Raw genomic sequence first — 25426 nt, 5'->3', positions numbered from 1 at the left:
TATAAAACTATTAATGGAGACCAATCGGATGATATTTTACAAGAAATTTCTGCAAATCTTCCTATCTACCCTTTTATTGCTTACCTTATTCCCGATGAAGAACCACGCGGAATCTACTAGCAGCGGCAGCACGATATCAGGCGTAATTAGTGAAGATAGAGTGTTAACCAAAGAAGACTCCCCCTATTATCAAACGGGTATGATCGAAATCAATTCAGGCGTCACCCTTACGATTGAGCCGGGAGTAGAGTTGATTGGGCAAAATGGATCATGGATTACGGTGCGAGGCCAATTGAAGGCGGTTGGGACCGAGCAAGAACGCATCCGTTTGCAGGATGTGTATGTACAAGGAACGACATTTAATGGAAGTTTGATTCAAATTGAATATGCGGACCATTATCGTCAACCAAAGTCCAATGGCGGGTTTCTTGTGACGACCATGGGCAAAAATGCCATCCTCCGCCATAACCAATACAAAAATGGCTCAATTTCTATCTCCTCATCGCCATTGGAGACAACTATTGAACATAACTTTTTTAGTGAAAAAGCGGACTTAAGTGTTGCGAATGGACCAGGGGAAATTTTTATCAAAAAGAATACCTTTATGAATCCAATCGACTCTTATTATGATCTGACCGTAAGAGGTGACTATGGGGATGGCGGGATTCCCAATATCCACATTAATCAGAATAACTTCTTTGGATGGCCGCACACGAAAGTGATGGTGCAGGTCTCAGGATATAATCGCTTGCTCTTCGATGCGAATGATAATTATTGGGGTGTAACCGACCCCCTTCGAATCGAGCGTGGAATTACGGACGGGAACGATTACAGTAACTCCTTGGGGAAGTTAGACATTGGTACAGTGGCCTATAAACCGTTTGAAAACAGTTATCCACTTGGAACGCTAGAAAAGCCGTTGGTTGAAAAAATAAGTGACCGGGATACAACGGTGAGTGGGATTACCGACCGGGATAGTCAGGTGGAGGTATACCGGGGAGCCGAGAAAATTTGTGAAGGCGCATCGAGCGAAACAGGAAGATTCCAGATTCCAATTCCTCCGCAAAAAAGTGGAGTGGAGCTGACAATCAAGGCAACGGATAGCTACAGCCGGATCAGTCCAGAGACCGTTGTCACGGTTGTGGATGAAATCCCGCCTGAAGTGCCTGTTGTCGATGCAGTGACCGAGCATTCGGAAGTCATCACCGGTATTGCCGAACCATTTTCCACGGTTGAGGCCAAAACAGCCGTTTCCCTTGGAAAAATCACGGCAGATGAACAGGGCCATTTTTCAATCGGAATTGAAAAACAGACTGCAGGAACGATGATTCAAATCACCGCTACGGATGTAGCAGGAAACATTAGTCCAGCTGCGACAGTCATAGTGGCGGACACAACAGCGCCCGCCGCACCGCAGTTAAATCAAGATTCGATCACGGACCAGACGGATTCTATAAGTGGATACGCAGAAAAAGGGGCACTCATTCGCGTGATGTCAGGACAAACCATCCTCGGTTCATGCTATGTGTCTTCCGATTATTTTTGGATTATTTTTGAGAAGCAGCCTGCAGGAACGAAAATCGAAGTTAGGATAGAAGATGCCTCCAAGAATCAAGGGGAATCGATTTTCTTTACGGTACAAGATGTAACCCCTCCATCGCTGAAACTCTTACTGGACACGCCAAATCAGGTGACAAAGGAAGAAATAACCGGCGTGGCAGAAGCAGGTGCTCATATTTCTATTTTTAATGGGAGCGTCTTGATTGCCGAGGGCGATGCCAGCTCAGTGGATGGCCAATTTACGATTCCGATAGGCAAGCAGGTGTCAGGCACTTATCTGCGTGTGATCGCTTCGGATGCTGCGAATAATCTCAGCGCACCTGTAGAGGTTCAATTCATTGACATAACCCCGCCGCCAATTAAGATAAATACAGTGACAAATCGAACTACCCAAATTACTGGTGTAACCGAAGCCGGCGCCTCTGTGACGATTGCTATGGTTGGCCATACTTATTTCGGTTATGCGGGTCCTGACGGGAAATTTTCCTTTCAGATTACACCGCCAACACCAGGTTCCACTTTTTACGTGACGATCGTAGATGGCGCGTCAAATCGAAGTTTACAAAAGTTCGTGGTCGGAAAAGTACCGCCCAATAGCCCGACGGTGAATCCTGTTAGTAATAAAGCTACTACCGTGACAGGTGTAACGGTAAAATCCGCTGTGATTTCGGTAAAAGCAGGAGCAACCACCTATAAAAGTAATGCCGATGCGAATGGAAAGTTTACGGTGACAATTCCTGCCCAAAACAGCGGAACGGTCTTAAGCGTGACTGCGACGGATGCAGGGGGAACGAGCGCACCAAAGACAATACAGGTGACGAGAGTGGCTCCTAACATCCCAGTGGTCAATGCCGTTAATAACAAATCAGCGGTGGTAACTGGCAAGTCGGAAAAGTATGCGCGTATTGCTGTTCAAATTGGTAGTAAGATTTATAGTGGAAAGGCCGATAGCGCCGGTAATTTCAAGGTGGCGATACCGATTCAAAACAGCGGGACAGCGCTCAAAATTACAGCAAAAGATACAGCTGGGAAGGTAAGCAATGCAAAATCACTCACGGTCGCACGTGTGGCCCCTAATCTTCCTGTTGTGAATGCGGTCAAATATACCGCAACCTCTGTTACTGGAAAAACAGAAAAGCTGGCCGTCGTGAAGGTGAAGATTGGAACGAAAACCTATTCGGCGAAGGCAAATAGTTATGGGAGTTTTAAAGTAAGGATCCCGAGGCAAAAACGAGGAACGAAGGTGTCGGTAACGGCAAAGAATGCTAAAGGATTCATTAGTGCTATCCGAACGATAAAAGTGTATTAAACTTTATAAAAGTGGGAAAGGGGCGGATCGCCCCTTTTTTCTTTTGTTCTTCTTCAGGTGGAGGTTGGGGCAGGCTTCCACTGATACCTCTCCAAATCAATTACTCCATTCAAGCCGATCTCCACGCCTTCCGCTTCCAACGACAACCGTTGCTCCTGATACGATTCGTCATCCTGAAGGGCAATTTGCCCCTTAGCATTGATGACGCGGTGCCAAGGGAGGTGGTACTTCTTGCTCATAGAGTGTAGGGCGCGGACGACTTGGCGGGCCGCACGCGGGCTTCCAGCAAGCCGAGCGATTTGACCATACGTCGCCACCTTACCTTCGGGGATGCTGCGAATAATTTCCACCACATTTTCAGTAAAAGGTGTCATAGGTACCTTCCTTTCAAAAAACACATATCAAAAAGGTATCAAAGATATAATAATTTTAACAATACTTTTAGAAAAAACTGTCCCAAATGATGCAAAGTACTGGCTTCCAAACCACTTTTTAACCTCCATTCCAATCATAATCGCCATTTTTGAATAATTTTTTTATCGACAAATTTCTTGGGAAATAAAATCAAGCTCCGGATATTTCCAATTCAAAACCGCATAACGAAGGGATTCTGGACCGATCGCGCGTCTGTCGAAAAAAAGTAAGAAGTCCAATTATCAAAAAACTTTGACTAACACCTTGTCCCGATTGAGTATTTCTAGCATATTCCCGTATCCAAGCTAATAAAATGGTTACAAACCTTTACAAAGAGAGTGTTTGAGGTGAAGAGTCGTTTGAAGTTAGCGGACATTCAGTCGGGGACATGATTATTCATCGTATAGACAGAAGGTAACTTACTTTCTGCCGTTTGGTGCCTAACACCATCAAGGAAAGTGTCCTCCACTAATGGACAAATGTCTTTTAGTGGTGCCTGACACCAAAGCAGCCCAAAACAGACACCAAAACGGAAGCAGAATTCGTCGAAGTGATAAGCGGGTCTCATTTCACACTTCTCACATCCAATTTAGGGAGGGCGAGAGTGTGCACGATTACATCAAAGAGAGAACTATCAAGATTGGAAAGTATATCGTGGAGACGAGGAAAACGGTTCGCGTAATTGCGAAGGAGTTTGGCGTATCCAAAAGTACAGTCCATAAGGATCTTACAGAGAGACTTCCTGAGATTAATCCAGAGCTGGCAAACGAGGTTAAAGGTATTTTAGACTATCATAAATCAATCCGTCATCTCCGAGGGGGAGAGGCAACAAAAATGAAATATCAGAAAGAAGAGAAGGAAGGTGAAACTGTAAAATAAACATCCATGAATCGACTGAAAAAAGAATAGGCATCAAGGCATTCTCTGGAAATCCTCCTATCCGACATCCATCTGCAAGATTTTACAACTTTTCTATGCTAAAAGTATGGAAATCTTAATGAGTGTGGTACAATATACAATTAGGAAAAGTATGTGGATTCCGTTTTAAGGAGGAAAGAAAAGAGAATGTTTGCAAGAGATATTGGGATAGACTTAGGAACGGCTAACGTGCTAATTCACGTAAAAGGCCGTGGAATCGTATTAAATGAGCCGTCCGTAGTGGCAATTGACAAAAATACAAATCGCGTACTTGCTGTTGGTGAAGAAGCTCGCCGTATGGTTGGTCGGACACCTGGGAACATCGTCGCGATCCGCCCGCTAAAAGATGGCGTGATCGCTGACTTTGATGTAACCGAAGCAATGTTAAAGCATTTTATTAATAAGTTAAATGTTAAAGGGTTTTTATCGAAGCCGCGCATTCTGATTTGCTGCCCAACGAATATTACAAGTGTGGAGCAGAAGGCAATCAAAGAAGCAGCTGAAAAGAGCGGCGGGAAAAAGATTTACTTAGAAGAAGAACCAAAGGTGGCAGCGATTGGTGCGGGAATGGACATATTCCAACCGAGTGGAAACATGGTAGTGGACATCGGAGGGGGAACGACGGATGTAGCAGTTCTTTCAATGGGCGATATCGTGACTTCTTCCTCCATCAAAATGGCCGGTGACAAGTTCGACATGGAAATTCTCAACTACATTAAGCGCGAATACAAGCTCTTAATCGGTGAGCGTACAGCAGAAAATATTAAAATCAACATCGGGACTGTATTCCCAGGTTCACGCTCGGAAGAAATGGAAATCCGCGGACGTGACATGGTAAGCGGTCTGCCGCGCACCATTACAGTTCGTTCGGAAGAAATCGAAGGTTCATTACGTGAATCAGTTGCGGTGATCGTTCAGGCTGCAAAAAGCGTGCTGGAACGTACTCCTCCAGAACTATCAGCTGACATTATTGACCGCGGCGTTATTTTAACAGGAGGCGGTGCATTACTGCACGGCATCGACATGCTGCTCGCGGACGAATTAAAAGTTCCCGTCCTAGTGGCCGAAAATCCAATGGATTGTGTCGCAATTGGAACAGGAATCATGCTTGACAATATCGACAAGATTCCAAGTCGGAAGTTTGGATGATCCTTTCTGAAAAATTGTCCCTGCTAGTGGAATGAAGTTGACAAAGAATCTGAGCGGCCCTTTTAGGTCTAGTGTTGTAAGACATCATACCTTAAAAGAGCAGGATACAAAAAGTCTAATGAAGCAGGCGGGACAAGCCTCAGTCATTGGGCTTTTTTCTTTGGACTACAATTCCTAAAAAGCTTTAGGATATAGTAAATTCTACCTTTTAGTACTATTTCCTGTTAAAATTGATGAGTATTTTGAATTTATTTTTTATAATAGAATAATGAATGACGTATTGTAAAAATAAATCCAAATATCCAGTTATAAGAGTTGAACAGAAAAATTGGATATAATATGTATAATTCACTGAGTCCGGGGTCTCCCATGCAGATAAACATAAATGGGCGGACGTCAGTAAAAGGGGAATTAACAAATGTCTGTAAATAATCCAAACCAAGAATATAGAACAAGAGAAGAATACAAACGGGCCAAGGCGGCCGAGATGCAGAAACAATCCCAGGACGCTCCGACACAATCCCATAACGCATCTCACAGAGCACAGGACGCAGCGAACCATTCCGGGGACGAAGCACACAGAACACAGGGCACGGCCAACAGAGAGGGACGGCAAATAAAGGATGCTCCTGTGATCCAAGCCAAGGAAGTTGTTAAAGGAACAAAAAACACGGCAAAACCTGCGGTAGCCATCGCAAAGGGTGCGGTAAAAGCAGTATCAGCAGTCACGAAGACCGCAGCGAAACCAGCAAAAGCAGCCGTAAAAGGTACAAGGGATGCTGCCAAACAAGCGAAAGCCGATAAACGTGAAAAACAGGAGAAATCCAAGGTGAAGAACCAAAGCCGTGAGGCAAAAAAAACGAAAAATGCCACCAAGAGAGACAAAGAAAAGAATGTCTCTGAAAAACATCAACGAGTCAGAATTCGCCTCATTCCCATTTGGCTGCGCCTGATTCTTTTAGTGATCTTTGCTTTCATAAGCATATCGCTAGGCGCTATGATTGGATATGGGGTCCTTGGCGGCGGGAACGTTAAAGATGTTTTCAAGGAATCCACATGGACACATATTGTTGATTTAGTTGAAAAAGGAAAAAGAAAAGTGGAGGAAGGGAGGTAAATCCCTTCCTTTTTGTATACCTTAAGTAGTAAAATAAGAAATAAATACTTGTTACTAGTAGGAGGTACTAATCCATGTTAGATATCGAACAAATTAAAGAAATCATCCCACATCGGTACCCATTCCTTTTGGTGGATCGAATTTTAGAAGTAGAAGAAGGAAAGAGCGCAGTTGGGATTAAAAACGTTAGTGCCAATGAAGAGTTCTTTAATGGCCATTTTCCTGATTACCCAGTCATGCCTGGTGTATTAATCGTCGAAGCTCTCGCACAGGTTGGGGCTGTCGCCATGTTGAAAAAAGAAGAAAATCGCGGCCGCTTAGCCTTTTTTGCTGGAATTGATGGCTGCCGTTTTAAAAAGCAGGTCAAACCAGGTGACCAGCTTCGTCTGGAAGTAGAAATCATCCGTCTGCGCGGACCAGTTGGCAAAGGAAAAGCCGTTGCAACCGTTGACGGCGAAGTGGCCTGTGAAGCTGAAATCACCTTTGCCTTAGGCGAGAAAAAAGAATAAACGAAACGAAACGGCCGGAAGGAATTTCTGGTCGTTTTTTTATGTAAAAAAATGCTAGCCATCATTCGATACACATTGGACATCCTAAAATTAGACCCATAGGTAGGTCAAAATTTGTTTTGGAAGGGGTTTATCATCTTGAAGAAAAAGTTATTTCTTATGCTCGCAGGATCGATTTTATCCGCGGGAATGTTAACAGCATGTAATAATGATAACGATGACCAAAATCCGCCGCCGCCAGCCGTCGATAACAATGTAAATGATAATGATTTAAATGACAACGATTTAAACCGTAACGATTTAAACAAGTATGATAATGACAACCTTGATTTAGACAACAGAAACAATCATTATCCAAACACAGAGGACAAAAATACGGATACCGACAAAGACCCAATGAAGGATAGCAATACCAAAAAAGAAGAGATAATTGAAGATGATATTGACAGAAAAGACGCGGATAATAAAGACGAGTAATGCACAGCAATAAAAAAGGGACGGGCCGTTAGCCTGTCCCTTTACGCATGATTTATTTGTTCGACTTCACTTTTAACTTCGGTTTGCTTTGGATCTTTTCTCTAAATTCGTTGAGCAGCGCGGAGCCTTCTAATCCTTTTTGAAGCAGACTTTCGAGCAAAAGCTCAGAATAGTCGCTTTTATTCCGGCGGATTTTTCCCTCGAACAAAACGCTAATATGCTTTTCAAATTTAGTTAACGAGACAATTTTGGTTTGAAAATAAGCAGGTGCGTTTTCCTTCTTGGTAATCACAGCCTCAACAATAATGTCGCGATTTTGCTCAGAGATTGCTTTGAAATAATCATAGAGGGATAAATCTGTATACGCCTCAAGCAGCCATGTGGAGCGCTCGTCTTCCTTATTGAGAATTAAGCCATCTACTAACGGAACTTCAATCGAAGCATCATCTTCCACTACATCTAATGAGTACAACTTAAAAGATTTCATCATAACCTCCTGATTTCCTTTTTCAAAATTATAACATATGTGCACGTAAAGCAAATGTCGAAAAGTTTTTGTCGAAATTTAGAAGATAAGTTTTTTCCGAAAATCTACACGCCTTTTTTGACAAAAATGCCTTTGAAAAACCGTTTATCTCCTAAAAAGCAGACGAATAATGGTTGTTTCCCTGTTTTACAACGAGGACACCGTAAGGCTATGCTAATACCGTCAAACAAAGAAGGAGATGAAGGTATGATCAATCAAGTCACACTGGTTGGCAGGTTAACAAGGGATCCGGAATTAAAACAGACGACAGAAGGGACGTTTGTAACCCAAGTTACCCTGGCTGTGTCGCGTCACTTTCGGAACCAAAACGGCGAAATAGAGGCTGACTTTATCCAATGTACCCTTTGGCGGAAAGCAGCTGAAAATACGTGTCAATACTGCCGGAAAGGTGCAGTCATCGGAATCACGGGGCGTTTGCAGACGCGGAACTATGAGAACAAAGAAGGAAAAAAGGTATATGTCACAGAGGTAGTCGCGGAAACGGTCCAGTTCCTAAGCTCCAAACCGCAGCCGCATGAAGTGGAAACTCCTCTAAAAAAGGAGGAAGTGACGATTGGTGTCTAACAATGAAATGACTAGAAACCTCGAGCAATTACTGGAAAGTTTAATCAAAATGGTTGGAAATTCAAATAAAAATCTTGACGGCCTCCAAAAACGTGTCAGCCAGTTGGAATGGATCATTAAGGAACAGCAGCATGAAATCAAGGAAAGAGACGACCTCATCAGAATTTACTCCTCCCATTCACAAGAACCTTCATCAATTACTCCATTTCGTTTATAGGTTTTCAAAAATTTATCCCCGCAACTGCCTTTATGATAAAAAATCAATGCCATCTCCGAATTGATCTCCGTTTATCCGGCAGTTACTTGCCGGAATTTTTTTTGATTGACACGTATAAAAATATTCCACCGGGGTAAACTAATAGAAAAACCCCCCTGTTTTTTTTAAAAGAAGCCGCTGAACTCATCAGCGGCTTCTTTGATTTATAAGTGAAATAATCATTTATGAAAAAATAGTGAACGTCCCAAAAAAAAGTTAGGGTGGCATAAAATAACATTAAAGGAAATTGTAGATTATCGTCGAATAATGTTAGAGTATGTAAATTATTGTATTTTATGGAGGTTTGTATCTTTGTGGAGGAAAACTCAATAATATTCATTGTCAATCCATCAAGCAGGAGGAAAAAGAGGTTCAACTACAAACCAAGTTTTTTTGATGCAGTACAGCTCTCAACTCGGTCACTCCAAACATATGAAGTTACGCCTTATCAATCGATTCCATTTCATAAAAAAGCAATTATTCCTATCCTTAGTTTTAATTCTGACATTCATATTATGTACGAGAAGCATTCTTTACAAATCTATAAAGAAAACAATGATCTAACCGAGAAAGAAGTCTTTGAGATTCTCACCCGCTTTGCCATTAAAGAAGGGAACAGGGTGTCTTTTTTAGCGGACTTTCCGAATGGCAAAAAAAGACGAGCAAAGTCCAAACCAAGCGGTACGCTGGCAGAAAGTAAGAAAATGGAGGAGAAATGTGACGTTCCACCCCAAAAAAATTGACGCTGTTATGCCACAGAATTGACACTAATATGTGTAATATGACAAAAAGTGATGTACTTTTAATCTTTTTGTAACATTACTGGCACATTCTTCTGGTATAAATAGAGTACTAAGGAAAGGAGAAAGTGTATGCAAACGACAAGAAAGCGTATCATTCTCATGTTACTTACAATCGTATTATCGGTATCAGGTTCTATGGTTACATATGCACAAACAAGCACGGAAGCCCTACATAATGCTAAAGAAGAACTAGCTGAAAAACAAAGTTTAGTAGAGCAAAAGGCGCAAGAAAAGCAAAATGTTAATCAAGAAATTGCAAAAATTCAACAAGAATTGAATGCCCTGAACAGTAATATTTCAAAAAACAAAGAAGAAATGGCCAAAACGCAACAAAAAATAGATGCTACGAACCAACTCATTGAAAAAAAGAAGCAAGAAATAGTCGTCCTAGAAGACAAAATTCTTGCCCGCAAAGGAATTATGAAGCAGAGAGCTGTCTCACTTCAACAAAATGACAACATCAATGTAATCGTCAATCTTTTCTTCGAGTCTGATAGTATCTCAGAGTTTATTCAACGCGCAAGTGCGGTTTCAACCATTATGGATGCGGATAAAGATATTTTGACGTCCCAAAAGGCAGATCTGCTGCAGATTGAAGAAGATAAAAAAGAGATTGATAGACAAGAACAAATTTTATTAGGAGATCAAAGTGAACTTGCGAAACAACAGCAAACACTTGATCAAAACAGACAAAAAAGTCAACAAACCTTAACCGTAATGCAACAAAAATATAGTCAAATTCTTAAACAAATGGAGCTTGCTGAACAGGAAAAGGCAGGCATCCAATCACAATTGAATGCTATTCAAGCGAAAATGAAAAGTGAACAAGAAGAGGCGAAGTCCGCGAAGCCGCGTCCTATAGCTTCAAAAGCAAAACCGGCGCCGGCGCCATCTTCAAATAACGAAACAACTGGTGCCGTCAAAGGGAAGGAAATGTATGTGACCGCGACAGCATACAGCCCGGAAGAGTCAGGGAATATCACGGCAGCAGGCTACAATATTGGGAAGCATCCAAATATGAAATTGATTGCCGTCGACCCAAGAGTCATTCCGCTTGGAAAAAAGGTCTGGGTTGAAGGATACGGCGTAGCCATCGCAGGCGATACAGGCGGCGCAATCAAAGGCCATAAAATCGACGTATTAATGCCAACCACATCCAAATGCATCCAGTGGGGCAGAAAAACCGTAAAAATCATCGTATTAGACTAATTCTCAAGACCTAACAGGAAACTGTTAGGTCTTTTTTTTGTCGGGTTCGGTGCGGTGTGTTGTGGTTCGGTGCAGTGCGGGTGCGACTATAGCAATATTGTCAGTGGGCTAATCAAATGGTGCCTGACATCGAAAGCACTATAGCCTCTGGAATTATATGGAAAATGGTGCCTGACACCGAAAGCACTATAGCTATTGAATTTATACAGCAAATGGTGCCTGACACCGAAAGCATTATAGCTACTGGATTTATACAGCAAATGGTGCCTGACACCCAAAGCACTATAGCTACAGGATTTATACAACCACCAATGGTGCCAACACCCCAAATTTCTTCCTCTGACACGTTGATGATTTTGTGTTTATGAAATAAAATAAATTCATATTGTTACAAATTGGTAGTATGAGAGAGGGATCGGTTTAGTGATTGAATTAAAACTGCGTTCGATTTTAAAGCAGGTAAAAAGTGAAATTCCGCAAAAGAGATTTGAAGCGCTTGACCAGCTTTTTCAATATAAGCAGGACGAGGGACTCGAGATTCAAATTGATGTGTTAAAGGATATAATCAAAACGGCAGCATCCGGATTCCCAGAGCCTGTCGACCGCTGGGACAACCCCTCCTTTTATCTTATTGACTTTGTCTGTGATTTTCCAATGCCGGAAGTGGTGGAAGCGCTCATCAAGCATTTTGACGGCCTTGACTTGCAGGCCAAAGAGCGGGCAATTGAAATGCTGCTCACAACAGAAGATGAGGATATTTTTTATGTACTCGAGGAAAAAATCGTCGAGTTAATCGAGACCGAAGAATTCCATATTCCCGTCAATGACCTGGAACCCTATCCAATGCTGATTAAGGGAATCCTTGATAAAACCCTCGACAAGCTCCATACAGAGCATTATAAATGGTTGTTTTATCATTTAGTATTATCGCTGAACGACTCCGGTATAGAAAAAGGTTATAGGAAAGACGTCATCCTCCCGTCATTGCTCAACGATTATCACATAGAGAAACTGGAGTATCTGAAATTTGACGACGATTTTTCAAGCAAATATGTTTATACGGCTTGGAAGGACAGCTATTTTGCCGTTCGAACAAAAATGAAATTATTTATTAGCTTGATGGAATATTATTTTTCAGCCGACATCGGTGCTGAGCTGGAGCAGGCCATGAACTTCCGCGATCCGTTGATAAAAACGCAGGCGCTGTTGGTATGTGTGGCCAAAAACCTCCCGTATCAACAGAACACACTCGTAGAAGCAGCGGAGCATATTGAGAGTGCAGAAATGGTTTATTGGGAGTTAAGGGCGAGAAATTTAGAGCATCTGTATCCCATCACGGAAGGAAAGCAGCCGCATTTGGCGAAGACGAGACTCTTTTCAACGATTATCAACCTGCCAGAGGAAGAGGAGGGAGTCATCCGCTATCCGGAGGACATCCAGATCATCGATACAGTCGAAACCGAAAACACATATCGCCAGCCGATACGCTATTATTTGCTGAGTTTCGTGCATATCGGGACCCGATACGCGGGCTGGGCAGGCGGCTATGCGCTTGAGGATGGAGACGATACGGCCGAACTATGGGATGGCAGCTATACTGATTTTGTTGAATGGGACTCACTCAGCATCGAAGAACATAAAGCAGCTTTTTTCAAAAAGAGAGCAGAGGAAAAGGAAGAACATGAGTCCAGTATCTACTTTGAAAGCTCGCCGTCGCTAAGTCGAGGTGCCTGGTTCTTCCTGAGCCTCGCGGTGGTTCACTGGATTAAAGAGGCGGTAACAGGATTTCCGAAAGACGGGATTCTTTTCTTAGTAGCATTAACCATTATCGGCGCTGGGATGTGTCTTTATGAACTTACCGCAAATAAGAAAAGAAAAATCAGAGTCGTTGGCCAGCAGCTTGTGATGGAAAACGGATCGAAGCAGCACACTATCGGCTTGCATGAAATCAAAAAAGTAGAACATAACAAAAAACACGTTCTCATCTACAACAAGAAAAATGAAGTCGCGTTTTCATTCCCACTCCGCTGGGTCCGCTACGAACTCTTTCACATGCACATGCTGGAGCACACCGACCATCTAAAAGACCGACCGCATATTCAAGCATAAAAAACACACGCCAAAGGCCGCAGAAATGCGGCCTTTGGCGTGTTTATGAGTGCTGTGGTCAATAGTTAATGGTCCATGGTGCCTGACACCGAAAACACTGTTGCCACTGGGGTTAGTGGGCAAATGGTGCCTGACACCATAAAATGACACCATTAACACTATTGCCACTATCTATTTCAGATGATCATTCAAAACATTTTCCTCGAGGACAGAGAACTTGTCTCCGTATACCTTCTCGATATGATGCTCTCCCCATGTACAAAGCGAATTCAGAATTCCCTCCAGACTCCGGCCGTACTCACTTAACTCATACTCTACCTTCGGGGGAATCTGATTATAAATAATCCGATTAATCACACCATCGTCCTCCAGCTCTCGCAATTGCTGTGTCAACATCTTCTGCGTAATATTCGGCATCAGGCGCTTCAATTCACTCGTCCGCTTTTTCCCATGCGTCAAATGGCAGAGAATCACACACTTCCACTTCCCGCCGATTACCTCAAGCGTCGCCTCAACCGATATATTATATTTTTTCTTCTCCATCTATATCTTCCTCCTCATTTCACAAACTGACAGTCAGGAGATAGGCACTAAAAAGTACCTATAGCACTACTAGGTACCTATATAACTTTAAAGTGCGTACTTCCGATAATTCTGTATATCCTCCATAATAACATTTGCCGGATGAAAATAATCATACCTTTTTAAATAAACCTACACAAATGAGGAGGAAAATTTATGTCTTTAAATAAACAGCAAAGCACATTCGCACTACTGGCCTTAGCCATCAGCGCCTTCGCAATCGGAACCACTGAATTTATCAGCGTCGGCCTGCTGCCGCTCATCGCCCAAGACTTGCATATACCCGTCACCACTGCTGGACTGACCGTCTCCCTATACGCCCTCGGGGTAATGGTTGGAGCGCCAGTACTGACATCAATGACATCGCGCATGTCACGGAAAACTCTATTACTATGGATCATGATTGTCTTCATCATCGGTAACGGAATCGCCGCAAGCGCAACAACGATCAGCGTCCTGCTCGCAGCCCGTGTGATTTCCGCATTAGCACATGGTGTTTTCATGTCAATCGGTTCCACCATCGCTGCCGATCTCGTCCCGGCCAACCGCCGCGCGAGCGCTATCTCAATCATGTTCTCCGGCCTTACCGTGGCCACCGTCACCGGCGTACCATTTGGAACATTCATCGGTCAACAATATGGCTGGAGGCTTGCCTTCATCCTCATCGTCATCGTTGGAATCATCGGCTTCATCGCCAACTGGATTCTCATACCTTCTTTATTGAAAAAAGGGAACCAGACCAGCGTTCGAGATCAATTCAAGCTCCTGACCAATGGCCGGCTCGTACTTTTATTCATCATCACGGCCCTAGGGTATGGCGGCACATTTGTTGTCTTTACTTATTTGTCACCATTACTACAGGAGATAACAGGATTTAACGAGAGTTCGATTGCAATTATCTTACTTGTGTACGGATTGGCGATCGCCGTTGGAAATACGGTCGGCGGCAAGCTGTCGAACCGCAACCCGATTAAATCCCTATTCTATATGTTTATCGTTCAAGCTGTTGTACTGCTTGTCCTAATGTTCACCGCGCCGTTCAAAATCGCGGGCTTAATCACTATTATTTTTATGGGACTGCTAGCCTTTATGAACGTGCCAGGACTTCAAGTATACGTGGTTATCCTTGCTGAACGATACGTCCCAAGTGCCGTCGATGTAGCATCCGCCATCAACATTGCTGCTTTCAATGCAGGAATCGCCATCGGTTCCTACCTAGGAGGCGCCATCACTGATTCAATCGGACTCATTCACACCACCTGGATCGGTGCATTAATGGTCCTAGTCGCGGCCATCCTAACAGGGGTGAGCCGAGCGCTCGAAAAGAAAGACCAGGAATCAATGAAATCAATGGAGTCAATGGAATCAATGGAATCAATGGTGTCAGGCACCACAAAAACACAAATGTCCTCTTGAGAAGGACGGTTGTGTGATTAAACTAAAAACAATTGGAGGATAAAAAAATGTTAAACAATTTACAAAGTACTACAACTTTAAATAACGGAGTAAAAATGCCATGGTTTGGTCTGGGTGTCTTTAAGGTAGAGGAAGGACCGGAGTTGGTGAACGCGGTGAAAATGGCAATCAAACATGGTTACCGGAGCATTGACACGGCGGCCATTTATGAAAACGAAGAGGGAGTAGGACAAGGGATTAAGGAATCAGGCATCGCTAGAGAAGATTTATTCGTCACTTCAAAGGTTTGGAATGCCGACCTTGGCTACGAATCAACCTTGGCAGCGTACCAAACAAGTCTAGATAAGCTAGGTTTGGAATACTTAGACCTCTACCTCATCCACTGGCCGGTAGCTGGAAAATACAAGGAGGCGTGGAGAGCGTTAGAGACTCTTTACAAAGAAGGACGGGTGAGAGCCATTGGGGTCAGCAATTTCCAAGTCCACCACCTGGAAGACCTTTTGAAGGATGCAGAGATCAAGCCTATGGTGAACCAAGTCGAATATCACCCGCGCTTAACTCAAAATGAAGTCCAAGCATTCTGCCGCGAGAACGGAATCCAGATGGAAGCTTGGTCACCATTAATGCAAGGTCAATTATTGGACAATGAAGCATTAGTGGATATTGCTGCTAAATACAATAAATCAGTTGCCCAAATCATCTTGCGTTGGGACTTGCAGAACGGCGTCGTCACCATTCCGAAATCAACAAAAGAACACCGGATCATCGAAAACTCACAAGTATTCGACTTTGAACTAACACAAGAGGACATGCAGCAGATCAACGAGCTAAACCAATACCACCGCGTCGGTCCAGACCCCGACAACTTTGGTTTCTAATCATAGAGAACTATTGCCATTCGGCCAATTTTCATTCGAAAATTGGTCGTTTTTTTCTCTCATTTACCTTTTAGGGGAAAAGTCGTCTCTTGCGGTAAAAGGAGCCCTGCTACATTTCCCGTTCAAGGGAAAAATCGTTTATTAACGGTAAATTGAGCCCTTCTGCATTTACCGAAACCTGGTGTCAGGCACCGCGCATGGACACATTTACAGTTATTTTTCCCAATGATTTGTTATAATTATTAAAAAATTGAAAGTAAGGGGTGGAGAAGGTTGTCCAGTAGAGTAAAGAAAGATAATTGGAATGCTGATTTATATGATCAGGAACATGGATTTGTTTCTCATTTTGGCGGGGCGCTGCTCCAATGGCTTGCACCAAAGCCTGGTGAAAAAATTCTTGATCTTGGCTGTGGAACAGGGGATCTGGCCAACCAAATGAATCAACAGGGAGCAGCCATAATTGGGATTGATAAATCCGAAAACATGGTCCAGCAGGCACAACATAAGTATCCTGGACTTACCTTTAGGGTGCAGGACGTTGTAGCCCTGAATTACAGGAACGAATTCGATGCCGTTTTTTCTAATGCCACATTGCATTGGGTGAAAACTCCGAAACAAGCCCTGCAATCCATTTACCAAGCCTTAAAACCGGGTGGCAGATTTATCGCAGAATTCGGAGGGAAAGGCAACGTCCAAAAAATCACCGACGAACTAATTCAACAATTAGGAACGAGCTATCAATCTGAGCAATTTCCATGGTATTACCCCAGTATCGGTGAATACACATCTCTGATGGAGCAAGTTGGATTTCGAGTCACTCACGCCCAACACTTTGATCGCCCAACTCCACTAAACGGAGAAAACGGGTTGCGTAACTGGATCGAGATGTTCGCCACGAGTATGTTGGACGGCCTCACACCCGAGGCCAAAGAGCGCATCATCACAGAATCCACCCAAAATTTAAGAGAAGTTTTATACCATAACGGTGCATGGATCGCGGATTATAAGCGGATTCGGGTAGTAGGGATAAAAGAGTAATCGCGAGGGGGCCAGCAAAAGGTCCTTTTTACTTTGAGCTCCATAGATATTCATGATATTTATGATGCAAAATAACCTTTGGAAATGGATATTTATGTTAAAACAAAATCAGCAAAGGAGGTTAGAAAAGATGACTCTACTAAAAAATAAATGGCTTTGGTTCAGCTTCATTCTCACCTTAGTCGTATGTTCCAACTTCCTGATTTACCGTCTTGAAAGTTTAGGACCACCCCCAACAGGAATGGCCTTAGGCTCCTTATTTGACTTCATCATCACCATACCATTACTCGTGTACTTCTTCATCATCAGAAAACGATACTCCCTAAAATATATACTCCCCGTGATGATTGCCGGATACGGCGTCGCGGTCCTAGTCATTCCGCATCAACTCCTGTCGGCGTATTCCTTTGTAAAATATATTTTATTGGCCGGTGAGGCTGCTTTTTTCCTGCTCGAGCTATACGTCGTCATTCAATTGCTGGCAAAAATCCCTGCGATCGTCAAAAGTTACCGTAAGTATGAGAGCGAAATTCCTACTTTCTCGTATCGAATGAAACAAGCATGGGATCAGCACCTCAAGCCATCCAAGGCCCAAGAAATCTTTTTCTCTGACGTGAAGATGTATTATTACAGTCTAGTTTCTTGGCATAGAAAACCAGCCACACTTGATGAACGTATGTACACCTGCCATAAAAAAACCGGCACAATTACGTTATACGTCATGCTGATCCATGCACTGGTCTTGGAATCTGTTGGTTTTCATTTTCTCCTTCATTCGTGGAGTCCTTTGGTTGCCATCATCGCGCTCGTATTAAATGTGTATACCTTGTTATTCTTTCTAGCAGAAATCCAAGCAATTCGGCATTGCCCAATCATGATCACGGACCGGCATCTGTATCTGCAGGTTGGTATCATGAAACAGTTAATCGTGCCGCTAGAGGAAATTAAAGAAATTCACCCGTATGATGGACCTGAAACAATAACAAAAGAGGAGTCAAAACTTATTTTCGACGCGGTCCTAACAGATTTTTTCAAGGAAAAACCCCAGTTTGAAGTGGAGTTTTATCATCCAATCGAAGCAAGCTTCATTTATGGCTTTAAGAAAAAAGTAAGTAAGGCACATCTCCGTCTCGATGAACCACAGAAATTCTATCAAGCACTCACGAATAAAATCCAAAAGTGATTATGGTTTACTAGTCTCTTAATTTTTATAGGATAGGTGATAACTGGTGAATCAAAGGAAGAGTATCGTTAAAAGAGCTTTAATAAAGTCAATTATTTCAACAATTTTTCTCCTATTATGCACAATAGTGGTTTATTCTTTTGTAAAATCTCCTGCACCGAACCTCTTATTTTTTGGTCTTGGAGCTTTTTCTTGCTTCTTTTTAGTAGATTTATTATTTTTTAAGATTCAGCGAAATAGTTAAATGTGGAATTTCAACTTTCGCACCTGAAATTCGGAAAAATAAAACGAAGCCCTCTATTTGGAAGAGGGCTTCGCTGCCGTTTAAGCTGGATTAATGAACACGAATGATTTCATAAATATTCTCATCATGGTGAACCCTGGTATGCTTCGACTCAAGTCGTTCAAATTCCTCAACTTCATCAAATGACTCGCCAAACCACCAGTTTTTGAGTTCAAATAAAAAGTCCGTAAGCATCATTTTTTCCTCCCTAGATTGGGTTATTGGATTCTTATGTCTCTATTATACTTGTGAATCTATTCACATAAAAGCGGTTACAAAATACACGGAATAGCAAAATTATATAGAAAAATGAGAGAGTTTAGGTAAATATCTTACCACCGTTTCAAGCATAAACACCAACAAAAAAAGGACAAAACCATTGCGGCCTTATCCTCTTTATAACATAGTAGTGGTGCCTGACACCAAAATCATTATTGTCACTATCCTCAACAAACAAATGGTGCCTGACACCATCAAGTTGTCCTCCCAGCATGGACAAAAGGGTGGAATGTCCACGAACGGTGCCTGACACCACCACTAACATCACCCCAGATACACCAAGTCCTTAAGTTCATCGGTCGATAATTCGGTGATCCAGTTTTCGCTTTGGATGATCTGGTCATTCAGGAATTGCTTTTTCTCGAGCATTGCGTCGATCTTTTCCTCAAGTGTTCCGGTACAAATCATCTTATGCACGTGGACGAAACGCGATTGCCCGATCCGGTAGGCGCGGTCAGTGGCTTGATTTTCAACGGCTGGATTCCACCAGCGATCATAGTGGATGACATGATTGGCTGCCGTCAAATTCAGCCCGGTTCCACCGGCCTTCAGTGACAGCAAGAAGACCGGGAATTCCTGGTTCTGGAACCGCTCAATCATCTCGTCGCGCTTCGCCTTCGGTACACTACCGTTCAAAAATGGCACCTCGATGCCAAATTTCTTCTTTAGCGCGCTTCGAATCATTTCACCCATTTCGATATACTGGGTGAAAATCAAACAGCTCTCTCCCTGTTCTAAAACCGCGTCAATCAGTTCGACAAGCTTTTCCAACTTATTCGAACGCTCAAGCAGTTCGCGTCCAGCCGACTTTTCCTTCAGATAGAGGGCAGGGTGGTTGCACAACTGCTTCAACCGGCTTAACATTTGTAAAATTAACCCCTTACGCTCAAAGCCAGATAGTTTCTCAATTTCTGCAAACGTATCATGGATCAGCTGCTCGTATAGCGACGCCTGTTCAGCCGTAAGCGGACAATATTCCTTTTGCTCCAGCTTGTCAGGGAGATTCAACGCAACTTCCTCATCCTTTTTCGTGCGGCGCAATAAGAATGGCCGAATCAACGATTGCAGCTGCTGCACTTTTTCCTTCTTCTCATCTTTTTCAATCGGAATCACGAACTTTTTCTGAAACTGCCCCAAACTGCCAAGGTAGCCATGATTGGTAAAATCGAAAATCGACCACAGCTCAGATAAACGGTTTTCCATCGGTGTCCCTGTCAAAGCAATGTGGTGGCGTCCGCGCAGCTTGCGGACAGCCTTTGACTGCTTAGTCTGGGCATTCTTAATATTTTGTGCCTCGTCGATGGCAATCGAACTCCAAATCAGCGATTCAAACTCCGCCAAATCGATATGACTCAGCCCATATGAAGTCAAAACAATATCGGCATCTTTCGCCTTCTCGACAAAAGCTTCCTCCTTCAGACGATTCGACCCGTAATGCAGATACACCTTCATCTCCGGCGCAAACCGCTCAATCTCCTTTTGCCAGTTTCCAAGCACAGAAGTCGGGCAAATAATCAGCGCCGCTTTGGTCGGAACCTTCGCCGTAACAGGCGCGGCAGTGGCATCTTCCTCTTTTTTGCGGCGCTTTTTCACCTCTTTTTGGGTGTCAGGCACCAACGTCAACTCATCCCCGGCCACTTCTTTCACCTTCAATAAATAGGAGAGGAGCTGGACGGTTTTCCCGAGTCCCATGTCGTCCGCTAGGGTGGCGCCAAATCCGTACTGGCGCAGGAACCAGAGCCAACTCATACCGAGCTGCTGGTATGGACGGAGTTCACCCTGCAAACCAGACGGCACATCCTCGAGTGGAATTTCGTTCACTTCCGACAACTGTTTGACCATCTGCTTCCATTGGCGGTTCAACTCAATTTGAATTTTGGCAAAGGCCTTTGGATTCTCGAGCTCATCTTCGACTGCTTCTGACTCCATCAATTCCTGTTCAAGCAAATCGCGGACATGCAAGCCTTCCTTTTCGGCCCGTTTCATCATATCCTGAATTTGTCGAATAAACTGCGGATCCAGCTTCACCCAGCGCCCTCGAATAAAGACAAGTCGTCTTTTCTCCTCGACAAGTTGCCCAAACTCATCTTCGGACAAGTCGACACCATTCATCGAAAAGCGCCAGTTAAAATCAAGCATGGCTTGAAGTCCGACAAAGGATGGCCGGTGGCTCGAAGTACCTTTCAGCGATGCTTTCACCTTCAAGTTGGCATTTTTCATCGCCTGCCACCAAGAAGGGAGGAGAATTTCGACATCCAAGGCTACCAGCGTCTCACTCGCCTCCGTCAAAAACATCCACGCTTCTTCCTCACTCAGATGCGTTTTGAAAAAGCCGTCTTCGCCTAACCACGGAATTAGGCGGACCCAGCGTTCCCGCTCACGGTCTACTTTTTCCAAAAATGGCCGCCACTTCGCTGGGATCTTCGCGGAACCCTCAACATCATAAACATCATCAACATTTTTCTTTCCTCGTAAAAATAAATCCAGGCTCCATGCGCCTTCACCATCCAGTGGCTCATCCAGTCGGAGCCCAATAGTAAACGGCGTGTCGCTTTCCTTAATCCCGACCCATTCCAGCCAGCTTTCTTCATCAAAATAACGAGCGAGTTCGCTGCCGGAAATATTTTGCTTGCGGAGCAAGTCGAGCTTCGGTCCAAATAGCTCCTTCATCGCGGCATTCCGCGTCAAGTAGCCATCAAGGGCATCATTATACAAATCGGAAATGTAGTTTTTCGTTGTTCCAAGAGGGGAACCGGCCGTCCCAAGGTTGAGATCGGTCGATTCATCATCAATATCGGGTTCTTCAATCATTTGCTCCCAAAACGATGAGTCGAACTCGTCCTTGACGCGCTCAGGAAGTTTCCAGCGGAAATCGCCATGCTCCCAAACCGAAAAGTCCGGCAGCCAATCTTTTTCGAGAATCCCTTCATAAAGCGCAAGGCTGGCTGCAAGACAAATCTCAGATTGTTCATTCCAATCCCATTCGATAAATCGATTAAATGACTCCTTGGCAAAAAGCGAGACCAAATGCCAACTGCTCACAACGACACCTTCGACACCATCAATAGTCTCCGTCTCAAGGAGCGTACCAAAGAAGCTTTCCTCATGACTGCTGAAAACGAGATTCTTCCACCTAAATGGGCTCATCACACGACCTTGTTCATCTTCAGCAGTAAGAAGAAAACGCCCTTCCCCGATTTTAGTTGTCAGCAATTTCATAAACCTTGTTTTAAGCATCGATACAAAACTCCTTTTAGTGGGGGAGAGAACATCATAGGCTATTTTACTAGCTGTTGGTTTCCAAATAATGTCTAATTGTACAAAACCCCTTAAAAATCGTACAAAACATATAAAAAGTTGCACAAAAGCCCCTAAATTTCGTACAAAACTAAAATAAAATTGCACTAAATCCAACGGAAACTGCACAAAACAAAAATAATATATAAATCAATATCCATAATCCTAAATAAAATCCATAAAAACCAGAAAACGTCCGTGACATATGGACAAAATTACGAGAAATGTCCACGGCCGGTGCCTGACACCCACAACGACATCCACAAAGGCACCCACAATGACACCAACAATGACACCAACAATGACACCAACAATGACGCCAACAATGAAACCAACAATGACCAACTAATGTCACAAAGGGGGCACCAATAATTTTCACAGAAAAATCCATATTCCTTTATTATACCCAAAAATGTGTGGTTAGAGGAGGGCGATGCCTGAATTATCTTGCAAGCGGGAGGCGCGGGGTTAAAATAGATCACTTTAAGGTGATACCGAAGCATAGCTCTAGTAAATAAAAACAAAATAAAAGCCCGCAGCACATTGGCGGCGAGCTCATATATGCATCAAGGCATGGCGATATGTCAATAATCCAGCACCTGTTGCGATACTACCCCTTGAATGATAACCCATGTTCCTTCAAAGCAGCTCTAAGCTTAGGTAAAGAAGCTGGCCCCATACCGTGAAATTGCAAAATCTCTTTTTCGGTATACGTTGATAGTTGCTGCAAAGTAGTGATCCCATTGTTTTCTAATGCCCGCCTTGCTGGTGCGGAGAATACGGAAAGAAATCCATCTGCAGGTTTGCGTTCATTCTCACATGTGGGACAGGTCGGACAGTCACTGCTTTTATAAAATTTGTGTCCTTGATCGCAAGTCCTTAAACTTTTTTCGGAAGTGGCCATTGTAAAATGTCTCCTTTTTCATGGAATATCGGTTGGTTTTTCAAATCATGCGAATCCGAAAGAACTAATCCAAAAACAAAAGGTGCCAGCAGGAATCGGCACCTTCTTTCCGCTACCCCTCAATCAACTTGCTCCGCTTGCACTCCTCGTGAAACGCCCGCAGCCGTTTCGTCCGCTCCAGTAACGTTTCCAAGAAATACTCCCAATCATCGACCCGCTTCAATTTCTTATAAAGCGTCCGTAGTTTCTTCAAGTGCCGCACGGCCAAGCGGTAACTGGCCCGGTTCTTCTGATCGATTTCCTTCTGCGCCGTCTGATGCAGCATCCCGAGCAGCACCTCGGGCCGCTCCTTCTCAATCAGCTTCAACCGGTCCTTCGGCAACTCATAATAATCCAAACCAATAAACGCCTGCAGCTCGCCCCAGCGGTCATACTGCTTCCGCTCAAACAATACATGCTCATAATCGCCAAAACTATAGGGAAGCATTGCCAGCAGTGCCCGTTCATATAAATCCACCCGGTCACTCTCCGCACAATATGGCGCCACCGCCCGCAGCGCACTCCGCACAAACGTCGCGCAACTATGATAACCGCCAAGCCATTCCAAATATCCCTTCACTTTTTGCAGAAATAACTCAACCACCGCGCCGACCCGCTTCCACGCCTTCTGCCCCGATAAATACTCAATCCAATACACCAGATAGGGAGCAATCTCGGCATCACTAAATGGCCGGACCAACTTCAGGGCCGCCTCATCATCCCCCAGCAAGAAATTCAAATGAATCCCAGCCAGCATCATTGGCGCCGGACTCTCCCAATCCTGCAGCTCCTTCAGCCGTGCCTGAATCTTCACCAACTCTTCTTCACGCCACGCCTTTTTTTTGAAAAAATGAATCCACAACAGCCGGTACAAGAAAATCCGCTCATACTCCAACCCCTGTGTACAGGTCAGCAGTTCAAACGTGTCCGCCCGCAATTTGTCAACAAACTCATCAAAATCAAATGGCAGCGACTGCGTGCCAATCTTAATCGATAGCTCCTCGGCATCGTCCATCAAATTATGGAACAAATGCAAATAAGCCCGCTTCACCGTATCATCATCATGATCGAGCTGATCACTCAGCCGAGCCAACTTCCGAAACGAAACGACAATCCCGACCAACTCATAAAGCAAGCGCCATTCCTGCTCCACTGGGGCACTCGCATGAATCCGGCGCTCATAAATCCCAAACAACTCCGGAATCACATATGGACTCGTGTACTTCTTCGTTGCCAGCAGCGTATCAAAACTGACCTCAAACGAATGAACCCAGCGCCCATAATCTGGCTTTGATGACCCATTCGCTTTAATCAAATCCTTCGCCGTCTGCAACCCCCAGTCAGAAAATGACTTCGACTCCTGCATCGGCTCGCGCCACTCGGCTACCCAATCAGTCACACTACCAACCCTGGCATACGCACCAAAAAACACCGCCATCTGATGCCGGCAAAAGCCCTCCGCTGGACACGTACACTCACTCTGTGACAAATACTCAAAATTCAACTTCACATAACACGGCGTCACATCCTGAACCATCGCCGTAATCTGCTTCTCCCATATCTGTACCTGCTTCACCAGCCCTTGCCGGTACAACATCAAACCCTTCTGAACCAGCCGGGCATCCTCCGTCACTGTTGGGTGCAGCAATTCCCGCACCTGATCCCCAAAAAGCTCAATCTTCTCACTTGCAGGCGTCGACTCCAAAGCCACAACCCCCTTTACCAAATCCAGTCAATTATAAATAAAAAACCATATTCCACTATTATACCCAAAAAATCGGTGTCAGGCACCATGTGAAAATTTCACATGGTGCCTGACACCAAATGGACATCCAAAAAGAATCATCACCAAAAAAAGAGCCACCCCTCACAATCACGGGGTTGGCTCGATCTTTGCCACTTCAGTTTTGGATAAACTAGAAAAATATTCAAATAAGTGCGTTATATAGCGGTTAAGTTCGAAACCATCCTCATTGGCAAACTCTGATAATAGTAATTTATTCTCCTTCATCCTCGTTCCCCCTTCGATTTTGAATCTATCATCATTATGGCCAAACTATCATTCTCTTATACCTGGAAAAAATATGGGTTAGCATTGAAATTAATAGTGTTCTACAATGGAGGGAAGGAGTGGTTACATTGAAAGACATCATTCTCATGCTTACAGAGCTATTAAATAATATCCATGATTTTATTCAATTATATACAAATGATTATTTAAATCTTGGGTTAGATGATAAAGACTTACACTTTTGGATTATGGGGATCATCGGCATTTTAGTATTTGGGGTTGTCCTTATTTTTTCAAAAATTGTCTCTAAAATGCGGTTTGGGATTACGATTCTATCATTCCTCTATACGTTTACATTTATGGTCGTTTTAGTTTTTGCGATCGAAATACAACAAGCGATCACCAATAGAGGAAACATGGAATTCCAAGATGCGATTGTTGGATTATGGGGATACGTCGTATTTTTCATCGCTTTCGCAGCCATTGCGTGGGTGTTCCTGCTGGCGAAGAGATTTTTAAATAAACTTTTTAAAAAATGATTCAGTTTACCTCTAAAAACCCAGGTTCAGAACACC

Annotated in this window: 26 protein-coding genes; 16 read left to right on the top strand and 10 right to left on the bottom strand. The window is 43.7% G+C overall.

Going from position 1 to position 25426, the window contains the following annotated elements:
• The first annotated feature begins 28 nt into the window (after positions 1–28).
• Entirely contained in the window at positions 29–2869 is a 2841-nt protein-coding gene (locus ACE198_RS02225; RefSeq protein ID WP_375374580.1) for an Ig-like domain-containing protein, read from the top strand.
• Positions 2870–2922: 53 nt separating this feature from the next.
• On the opposite strand, the gene ACE198_RS02220 is transcribed toward ACE198_RS02225, so the two are convergent.
• Entirely contained in the window at positions 2923–3243 is a 321-nt protein-coding gene (locus tag ACE198_RS02220) for an MGMT family protein (protein WP_251459483.1), read from the bottom strand.
• Positions 3244–3889: 646 nt separating this feature from the next.
• Here ACE198_RS02220 and spoIIID point away from each other — a divergent pair.
• The 5 genes from spoIIID to ACE198_RS02195 all read left to right on the top strand — a co-directional run bounded on the left by spoIIID (position 3890) and on the right by ACE198_RS02195 (position 7453).
• Positions 3890–4162 carry a sporulation transcriptional regulator SpoIIID gene (gene spoIIID / locus ACE198_RS02215; RefSeq protein WP_088090148.1) on the top strand — a complete coding sequence of 91 codons (273 nt, stop codon included), beginning with the start codon at positions 3890–3892 and terminating at the stop codon, positions 4160–4162.
• 186 nt (positions 4163–4348) lie between these two features.
• Entirely contained in the window at positions 4349–5350 is a 1002-nt protein-coding gene (gene mreB / locus ACE198_RS02210) for a rod shape-determining protein (protein WP_098571483.1), read from the top strand.
• 418 nt (positions 5351–5768) lie between these two features.
• On the top strand, positions 5769–6467 hold the full coding sequence (locus ACE198_RS02205; protein ID WP_375374579.1) for a DNA-directed RNA polymerase subunit beta: 699 nt from the start codon (positions 5769–5771) through the stop codon (positions 6465–6467).
• Positions 6468–6541: 74 nt separating this feature from the next.
• Positions 6542–6976, top strand: coding sequence for a 3-hydroxyacyl-ACP dehydratase FabZ (fabZ, locus tag ACE198_RS02200; protein WP_098571481.1), 435 nt, complete (start codon positions 6542–6544; stop codon positions 6974–6976).
• 138 nt (positions 6977–7114) lie between these two features.
• Positions 7115–7453 (top strand): hypothetical protein, encoded by a 339-nt coding sequence (locus ACE198_RS02195; RefSeq protein WP_251459481.1) that lies wholly within the window; start codon positions 7115–7117, stop codon positions 7451–7453.
• 52 nt (positions 7454–7505) lie between these two features.
• Here the strand turns inward: ACE198_RS02195 and ACE198_RS02190 are convergent, their stop codons facing one another.
• Positions 7506–7940: a YwpF family protein gene (locus ACE198_RS02190; protein ID WP_375374578.1), complete on the bottom strand. Its 435-nt coding sequence runs from the start codon at positions 7938–7940 to the stop codon at positions 7506–7508.
• Between the two features lie 246 nt (positions 7941–8186).
• Between ACE198_RS02190 and ssb the strand changes: the two genes are divergently transcribed.
• From ssb to ACE198_RS02165, 5 genes are all read left to right on the top strand, one after another.
• The gene (gene ssb / locus ACE198_RS02185) at positions 8187–8564 is read left to right on the top strand and encodes a single-stranded DNA-binding protein (RefSeq protein WP_375374577.1); all 378 of its coding nucleotides are present in this window, start codon (positions 8187–8189) and stop codon (positions 8562–8564) included.
• Positions 8557–8781, top strand: a complete 225-nt coding sequence (locus ACE198_RS02180) for a hypothetical protein (protein ID WP_142332953.1) — start codon at positions 8557–8559, stop codon at positions 8779–8781. Before ssb ends, ACE198_RS02180 begins: the two co-directional genes overlap by 8 nt.
• A 353-nt stretch (positions 8782–9134) precedes the next feature.
• The gene (locus ACE198_RS02175; protein ID WP_375374576.1) at positions 9135–9563 is read left to right on the top strand and encodes a hypothetical protein; all 429 of its coding nucleotides are present in this window, start codon (positions 9135–9137) and stop codon (positions 9561–9563) included.
• Positions 9564–9692: 129 nt separating this feature from the next.
• Complete coding sequence (locus ACE198_RS02170) at positions 9693–10832, top strand: 3D domain-containing protein (RefSeq protein ID WP_375374575.1); 1140 nt, start codon at positions 9693–9695, stop codon at positions 10830–10832.
• A 423-nt stretch (positions 10833–11255) separates the two neighbouring features.
• Positions 11256–12941, top strand: coding sequence for a hypothetical protein (locus ACE198_RS02165; RefSeq protein ID WP_375374574.1), 1686 nt, complete (start codon positions 11256–11258; stop codon positions 12939–12941).
• Positions 12942–13112: 171 nt separating this feature from the next.
• On the opposite strand, the gene ACE198_RS02160 is transcribed toward ACE198_RS02165, so the two are convergent.
• Entirely contained in the window at positions 13113–13484 is a 372-nt protein-coding gene (locus tag ACE198_RS02160; RefSeq protein WP_098571473.1) for a winged helix-turn-helix transcriptional regulator, read from the bottom strand.
• A 195-nt stretch (positions 13485–13679) separates the two neighbouring features.
• Between ACE198_RS02160 and ACE198_RS02155 the strand changes: the two genes are divergently transcribed.
• From ACE198_RS02155 to ACE198_RS02140, 4 genes are all read left to right on the top strand, one after another.
• Positions 13680–14939 carry an MFS transporter gene (locus tag ACE198_RS02155; RefSeq protein WP_375374573.1) on the top strand — a complete coding sequence of 420 codons (1260 nt, stop codon included), beginning with the start codon at positions 13680–13682 and terminating at the stop codon, positions 14937–14939.
• A gap of 47 nt (positions 14940–14986) precedes the next feature.
• Positions 14987–15817, top strand: a complete 831-nt coding sequence (locus ACE198_RS02150) for an aldo/keto reductase (protein ID WP_375374572.1) — start codon at positions 14987–14989, stop codon at positions 15815–15817.
• Positions 15818–16090: 273 nt separating this feature from the next.
• A complete protein-coding gene (locus tag ACE198_RS02145) occupies positions 16091–16855 on the top strand; it encodes a class I SAM-dependent methyltransferase (RefSeq protein ID WP_375374571.1) in 765 nt (254 codons plus the stop codon).
• Between the two features lie 130 nt (positions 16856–16985).
• A complete protein-coding gene (locus ACE198_RS02140) occupies positions 16986–18038 on the top strand; it encodes a hypothetical protein (RefSeq protein ID WP_375374570.1) in 1053 nt (350 codons plus the stop codon).
• Between the two features lie 334 nt (positions 18039–18372).
• Here ACE198_RS02140 and ACE198_RS02135 read toward each other — a convergent pair whose 3' ends face one another.
• From ACE198_RS02135 to ACE198_RS02105, 7 genes are all read right to left on the bottom strand, one after another.
• Complete coding sequence (locus ACE198_RS02135) at positions 18373–18519, bottom strand: hypothetical protein (RefSeq protein WP_180229965.1); 147 nt, start codon at positions 18517–18519, stop codon at positions 18373–18375.
• 145 nt (positions 18520–18664) lie between these two features.
• Positions 18665–18868 carry a hypothetical protein gene (locus ACE198_RS02130; protein ID WP_180229964.1) on the bottom strand — a complete coding sequence of 68 codons (204 nt, stop codon included), beginning with the start codon at positions 18866–18868 and terminating at the stop codon, positions 18665–18667.
• Positions 18865–21837, bottom strand: a complete 2973-nt coding sequence (locus tag ACE198_RS02125; RefSeq protein ID WP_375374569.1) for a DEAD/DEAH box helicase — start codon at positions 21835–21837, stop codon at positions 18865–18867. Before ACE198_RS02125 ends, ACE198_RS02130 begins: the two co-directional genes overlap by 4 nt.
• A 225-nt stretch (positions 21838–22062) precedes the next feature.
• Complete coding sequence (locus ACE198_RS02120) at positions 22063–22242, bottom strand: hypothetical protein (RefSeq protein ID WP_375374568.1); 180 nt, start codon at positions 22240–22242, stop codon at positions 22063–22065.
• Between the two features lie 265 nt (positions 22243–22507).
• Positions 22508–22801, bottom strand: a complete 294-nt coding sequence (locus ACE198_RS02115; RefSeq protein ID WP_375374567.1) for an RNA polymerase alpha subunit C-terminal domain-containing protein — start codon at positions 22799–22801, stop codon at positions 22508–22510.
• Positions 22802–22913: 112 nt separating this feature from the next.
• Entirely contained in the window at positions 22914–24545 is a 1632-nt protein-coding gene (locus tag ACE198_RS02110; RefSeq protein WP_251459473.1) for an SWIM zinc finger family protein, read from the bottom strand.
• Between the two features lie 168 nt (positions 24546–24713).
• Positions 24714–24851: a hypothetical protein gene (locus ACE198_RS02105; RefSeq protein ID WP_180229963.1), complete on the bottom strand. Its 138-nt coding sequence runs from the start codon at positions 24849–24851 to the stop codon at positions 24714–24716.
• Between the two features lie 119 nt (positions 24852–24970).
• Between ACE198_RS02105 and ACE198_RS02100 the strand changes: the two genes are divergently transcribed.
• Positions 24971–25390 carry a hypothetical protein gene (locus ACE198_RS02100; RefSeq protein WP_375374566.1) on the top strand — a complete coding sequence of 140 codons (420 nt, stop codon included), beginning with the start codon at positions 24971–24973 and terminating at the stop codon, positions 25388–25390.
• The last annotated feature ends 36 nt before the right edge of the window (positions 25391–25426 follow it).

The sequence above is a fragment of the Neobacillus sp. KR4-4 genome (assembly GCF_042136325.1).
Taxonomy (GTDB): domain Bacteria; phylum Bacillota; class Bacilli; order Bacillales; family Cytobacillaceae; genus Neobacillus.
This window is presented reverse-complemented; position numbering and strand designations above follow the sequence as displayed.